General features: G+C 66.3%; 6 protein-coding genes. 1 reads left to right on the top strand and 5 read right to left on the bottom strand.

What is annotated here, in order from left to right:
• Positions 1-11 precede the first annotated feature (11 nt).
• Positions 12-800 carry a peptidoglycan-binding protein gene (locus tag U9980_RS06940; protein ID WP_322767176.1) on the top strand — a complete coding sequence of 263 codons (789 nt, stop codon included), beginning with the start codon at positions 12-14 and terminating at the stop codon, positions 798-800.
• A gap of 142 nt (positions 801-942) precedes the next feature.
• Here U9980_RS06940 and U9980_RS06935 read toward each other — a convergent pair whose 3' ends face one another.
• From U9980_RS06935 to U9980_RS06915, 5 genes are all read right to left on the bottom strand, one after another.
• Positions 943-2,148, bottom strand: coding sequence for an acyl-CoA dehydrogenase family protein (locus U9980_RS06935; RefSeq protein ID WP_322767175.1), 1,206 nt, complete (start codon positions 2,146-2,148; stop codon positions 943-945).
• A 239-nt stretch (positions 2,149-2,387) separates the two neighbouring features.
• Positions 2,388-3,569, bottom strand: a complete 1,182-nt coding sequence (locus tag U9980_RS06930) for an amidohydrolase family protein (RefSeq protein ID WP_322754165.1) — start codon at positions 3,567-3,569, stop codon at positions 2,388-2,390.
• A 306-nt stretch (positions 3,570-3,875) separates the two neighbouring features.
• Positions 3,876-4,136, bottom strand: coding sequence for a ferredoxin (locus U9980_RS06925; protein WP_322747120.1), 261 nt, complete (start codon positions 4,134-4,136; stop codon positions 3,876-3,878).
• Positions 4,133-5,362, bottom strand: a complete 1,230-nt coding sequence (locus U9980_RS06920; protein WP_322767174.1) for a cytochrome P450 — start codon at positions 5,360-5,362, stop codon at positions 4,133-4,135. Before U9980_RS06920 ends, U9980_RS06925 begins: the two co-directional genes overlap by 4 nt.
• On the bottom strand, positions 5,362-5,831 hold a 470-nt coding region (locus tag U9980_RS06915; protein ID WP_322767173.1), incomplete at its 5' end, for a nuclear transport factor 2 family protein. The genes U9980_RS06915 and U9980_RS06920, both read right to left, overlap by 1 nt.

Here is a 5,831-nt window from a genome sequence, read left to right as displayed (position 1 = left end):
AGGAGTCAACGATGACGGCTGTACAACAGCTGGTCGAGCATGCGTTAGCGGAGGTCGGCTACGCCGGGGACGGCCACAATCACACGAAGTACGGTCAGGAGTTCGGCTACGACGGGAATGCATGGTGCGCGATTTTCGTCTGGTGCATGTTCGAGCAGGTCGGGATCAACCTCCCGCTGAAGTCGGCGCACGTGCCCACGATCTGGTCCTGGGCGCGAGCCCACGGCCTGGCCATCGCCTCCACCGAGGCCAACCCCGGAGACCAGATCATTTTTGACTGGACAGGCCACGAAACCGCCGCTGGCAATGACACCCACACCGGCCTGGTCGTCGAACGCACCGGCAATAATGTCGTCACGGTCGAGGGTAACGTCGGAAACGATCAGGTACTACGCAGAACCTGGCTGGCCGGCGGTATACTCATCGCCGGATGCGTGAACTGGCAGTCGATGTTCAGCGGTGGCCCGCGCTTCCCGCTCGCCCCCCAGAATCCGCCGAACCGGTTCGCCTACTTCCCGACGAGCGCGCGCGGGTCCCTCGACCAGGGCGAGTCAGGGGTGTTCCCGGATCTGCGCCACCCGGTCACGACCGCTCAGAACGCGCTCAACATCGCTACGGGCCGGGAGGGCGATAATCGCCTGCTCTCCCCGGACGGCGCCTTCGGCCCGCTGACGGAGAAAGCGTTCCGTGATTTCCAGGAATTCTGCCGGTTGAACGACCCGGCGGTGGCAGTCACCGGTGTGGTCGACCGGACGACCTGGCGCCTTCTCGACTATTTCCTCGACATCAAAGGCCGGTGAACCGACGCCTACGCGATCTTTCGAGGTTTGTGCGATCGACAAGGACTCTTCCGTCGCACAAACCTCGAAAAATCATCTAGCCGGCCGGCGGCCGGCGGCCGGACGCTAGCCGGCAGACGCTAGCCGGCAGACGCCACAATCATCATGACGCGCTCGCATGGTTGTCGAGGTGACGGCGGACCACACGACGGGCGATCGCCCAGCGGTGGGTCTCCGACGGCCCGTCATAGATACGGAACGGGCGGACCTCGCGCAGGAAGCGCGAGAGCAGCACATCCCCGGAGATACCGAGGGAACCACAGATCTGCAGCGAACGGTCGACGACCCGCCAGACGGCCTCGGCGGTGAACGTCTTCGCCACCGCGGTCGACTGAGCCCCGGAGCGACCCTGGTCGAGTTCCCAGCATGCCTGCAGGACCAGCCCGCGGGACGCCGCGATATCAATCTCATTATCCGCGATCATCGCCTGGACCATGCCCAGCTCCGCCAGCCGGGAACCGAACAGCCGCCGGTCCGCCGCCCGGGCCACGGCGATATCCTGGGCCCGGGCGGCGATCCCCAGCCAACGCATGCAGTGGGTCGTCCGCGCCGGCCCGAGGCGAACCTGGGCATAGTCGAAACCCTTGTCCACCTCGCCGAGAACCGCGTCGTGCGGCACCAGGCAGCCGTCGAACAGCATCTCGCAATGACCGCCGTACAGGCTCTCGTCGAGGGTCTCGACATGACGGACGATCTTCATTCCGGGGTTGTCCGCATCGACGAGGAACATCGTCGCTCCACCGCGGTGACCCGGTTCGCCCGATGTGCGGGCCATGCAGATCGCATATGCGGCACCGTCCGCGCCGGTGATGAACCACTTACGGCCGTCGATCCGCCAGCCGCCCGGCTCCTTTGCAGCGCGCGTGGTCAGAGCGGTCGGATCCGACCCCGCTCCGGGCGCGGGCTCGGTCATCGCGAAGCAGGATCGCACCTCGCCCGTTGCCAACGGCCGCAGATACCGCTCCTTCTGCTCGGCCGTCGCGATGGCCTCCAGCATGTGCATGTTGCCCTCGTCGGGGGCGGCGATGTTCAGTGCCAGCGGGCCGAACAGCGAGTAGCCCGCCGCCTCGAAGACGGGTGCGCGTCCGCGCATGTCCAGGCCGTGCCCGCCGAACTGCGCCGGCACGTGCGGGGCGAAGAGCCCCGCGTCCTTCGCCGCCTGCTGCAGCCGCGCCCGCATCGCGTCACCGCCGCGCGCGGCCACGCCTGCGAACGCCTCCTCCTCGGGGACGACGACGCTGCGCACGAACTCGGCAGTGCGTCTGGCGAGTTCACTGACCACCGGGTCATGGCCAAGATCAATGGACACGTGAACCTCCTTCATACCGGCCGGCGTCGCCCAAAGGAGACCCGCCGCGGATCTGGCCGAGAATCGTCAGTTTTCCGTCAGCAAAGCAGGCCGGTCGACTCGTGCACAAGGAACAGGCGCCACTGAAGATCAAATCGCGAACAAGGCTCGTCAACATTGTTGACTATCATGTGTGCACGCGGACGGCCCGAACCAACCCGCACTCCACGCCCACCGACGGCGGGCCCGGTCGGGCCGGATCAGTCCAGATGGTAGATGCGGGCGGCGTTGTCGTGCAGGATCTTGCGCAGCGCGTCGCCGGGCAGCTGCGCGAACGCCTCCGCGACGAACAGGTCCGGCCGGATCGCCGCGCTCGCCGGGCCGGGCGACATGCTCGTCGGGTGCGGGAAGTCGGTCTCGTAGAGGAAGTTGTCGGCTCCGAGAAGTTCGATCGCCTGCCGGGCGGTCTCCCGCTCGAACCAGAAACAGCCGAAGATCTGGCGCTGGAAGTACTCGCTGGGCAGCAGGTCGTATTCGGGGTGTTCGATCGGGACGCCGCAGTTCCTCCACTGCCAGTCCAAAGCGGCGAGGGCGTAGGGGAGCCAGCCGATTCCGCTCTCGACCGAGACGAAATTCAGCCGCGGGAAGCGGTGGCAGATCCCGGCACAGATGACGGTCGCGATGGCGCGGGCGTTGCCCATGAAGAAGGAAACCCCGACCGAGGCGTAGTTCGCGTGGATCCCGTTACCCGGGAAGTTCTTCTCGATCAGGGACAGGTCGCCCGATGCGATGTGGAAGTTCACCGGAACGCCGAGATCCTGGGCGGTCGCCCAGATCGGGTCCCAGTGCGGATCACCGAGCAGCGGCAGACCGAAGAAGTCGGTCTCCTGAGCCATGATCACGCCCCGATGCCCCATCGCGACTGTTCGTTCGATCTCAGCGACGCTCGCCGCCAGATCCCAGAAGGGCAGCGCCGCCATGGGCAGCAGCCGGGACGGGTCCGCGCTCGCCCAGTCGGTCTGATAGTCGTTGTACGCCTGGATGCAGCGCACCATCAGTTCGGGGTCCTTGAGTCCGAGGAACCTCCCGGTACCGAACCCCGCCACGTTGGGGTACAGCACCTGCGCCCAAATCCCGTACTCGTCCATTTTACGCAGCCGGTCGGGGGCGTTCCACAGCGCCGGGTCGACGTCGGCGAGGCGCCGGGGATGCTTCGGCGGGAACTCCGCCCAACCGGCCATCGCTCCGCCCGCGGTGGCAGACAGGCGCGCGTCGCCGAAATACCACGCCTCCTCCTGGAGGTCGTCATCCCAGCGGACGTGCGGAACCAGATCACCCCACTTCGCCGTGGAGATCCGCGACGTCCACAGATCGGCGGGTTCGATCACATGGGTATCCGCGTCGATCACTCTGATGCCATCGGTCACTGCCGTCCCGGCCATGACGCCGCTCCCCTCGAGGTCTTCGGGAGACGCCGGATGTCACGACGCGCGTCCCGGCCGCACTCTGATGTGATCTATACCTTATTTCTTATGAGGAAATCCGACAAGCGGTCCCGGAAATGTAGCGCGGACGCGATTTTCTCTCGCCGAACGGAAAGACCGGTCCACCTTGCGGCCTCGAACGACTTCGGCTACCGCAGGCACTGACCGGGTCACCTGGGCGACCCCATCGAGTGCCGCCCAGGCACCGACCCACGGCGCACGCGTCCGGCTTACGCGGCCCGATCCACCCAGGTACCTCACATGTCAGACGTCCACCGCCGGCCCCGGCGGACCGGCCGCGACCGTGATCGCGTCTTCCGGACACGAACTGGCGCCGAGCCGGGCCGCTTGTGCCCGGTCCGCGGTCACCACGAAGGTGACGCCGCGGGGGAGGCAGAAACCGTCGTCATCGGTGTCGAACACCTCCGGAGCGAGCGAATAGCAGCGGCCCTGCCCGGTACACCGGGTGGGGTCGACCATGATCTGCACGGTGAGCCGCTCCCCCGTTGTCGGATCGGCGGTCATGACCGGTCCCAGACCAGCGGCAGGGCGACCAGCCCGGCTGCACCACCGCGCTCCAGCACCGGCTCACCGCCCGCGATCCGGTAGTCGGGGATCCGCCGGTGCCACTGCTCCAGCGCAACCGCCATCTCGGCGCGCGCGAGATGGGAGCCCAGGCATCGGTGCGGTCCGGCGGCAAAGGAGATGTGCCGGTTGACCGCACGGTCGAGATCGACCTGGTCAGCGTCTGGAAACGAGCGCGGGTCGCGCATGGCCGCACCGAGCAACAGCAGCGCCATGTCCCCCTTCTTCATCGGGCAGCCGTGGAAATCCACGTCACGGGTGATCTTTCGGCCATCCTGGATGATCGGGAACGCCCGCAGGAACTCCTCGACCGCCGTCGGCACCACCCCCGGTTCGGTCGCCACCCGTCGACGGTGCTCCGGCGTCGTCGCCAGATGGTGGAACGCATAGCTCAGCTGGCTCTTGACGGTGTCGAGACCCGCAAGCACCAACACAACGCACATCTGCAGAATCTCGTCATCACGCAACGGTCTATCTTCATAATGTGCTGTCATGAGATAGCTGACGAAGTCACTCTCGGGGTCGCGCAGCGTCGCCCGCCGATCCGCGACGACACCGATGAAGTACTCGGTCATCGCGCCCATCGCCGCCATCGTCCGGGCCTGGCCCTCAGGATCGGTGAAGGCGTCGAAGACCGTGTCCACCCACTCGACGAACAACGCGTCATCGGTCTCAGGCAAACCCATGATCGACAAAAACACCCGGGTCGGGTACACCGCCGCGAAGTCGGCCACGAACTCGCAGCCACCGGAGTCAAGAAAGGCGTCGATGGTCCGGTCGCACAGTTCGCGCATCCGGGGCGTCGCCCGGGCGACCGCACGGGGTGAGAAGGGCGGGTTGAGGATCTGACGGTACCTGCCGTGCTCGGGCGGGGCGACATTGGTCGGAATCCAGCGGTAACCCGGGTTCGGGTCCAGGACGATCACCGAGTCGCTACCGAAGACCTCGGGGTTCTGGTAGGCCTCGCGGCACTGATCAAAGCGGGTGATCATCCAGAAGCCGGCCCCGAAACTGTTCCAGTAGACGGGGGACGCCTCACGCAGCTGCGCCATCTCTCCGATGCCCGCCAGCACCGGCCGCGGCGACATGATGTCGTAGTTGACCACCGGGCAGGACCCGGCGGGCGTCGCGCGCTCCGGCATGGGTGTGGGTACGGGCGCCGACATCAGCCGAGCGCCAGACTCTGGTCGAACGTCCGGACCTCGATCCAGCCGATCTCGAGTTGGATCTCGGTGATGACCCAACCGTCACCGTCGCGGCGCAGCCGGTTGCGGTAACGACTGGACATCTGCAGAACCTGGTTGGGGTCGTCGGCGGCAACCTGGTGGGAGGTGAGGTAGGCGAGCGCCGAGGCCTGATCGCCTTCGACGTCGACGTGGTAGACAGACACAAGGTGGTGTTGGAAGCCGCGGTCCGCCGTCATCTTGTCGACCCAGGCCACGATGGCATCGGCGCCCTCGACCCACTCGCTCCACGTACCGGCTGCGGTGTAGCGCATCCGAGCGTCGTCGTCGAACACCGTGCGTAAACCTACAAAATCCTTCTGGTCGACCGTCGAACAGTAACGGTAGAGCGTGTCGCTCGCGTTGATGTGGTCACGGACATCCTCGAACGTCTTCACAGTGGTCATCCGGT

It is taken from the genome of Protofrankia sp. Cr1 (genome assembly GCF_963555865.1).
Lineage (GTDB): Bacteria > Actinomycetota > Actinomycetes > Frankiales > Frankiaceae > Protofrankia.
This window is presented reverse-complemented; position numbering and strand designations above follow the sequence as displayed.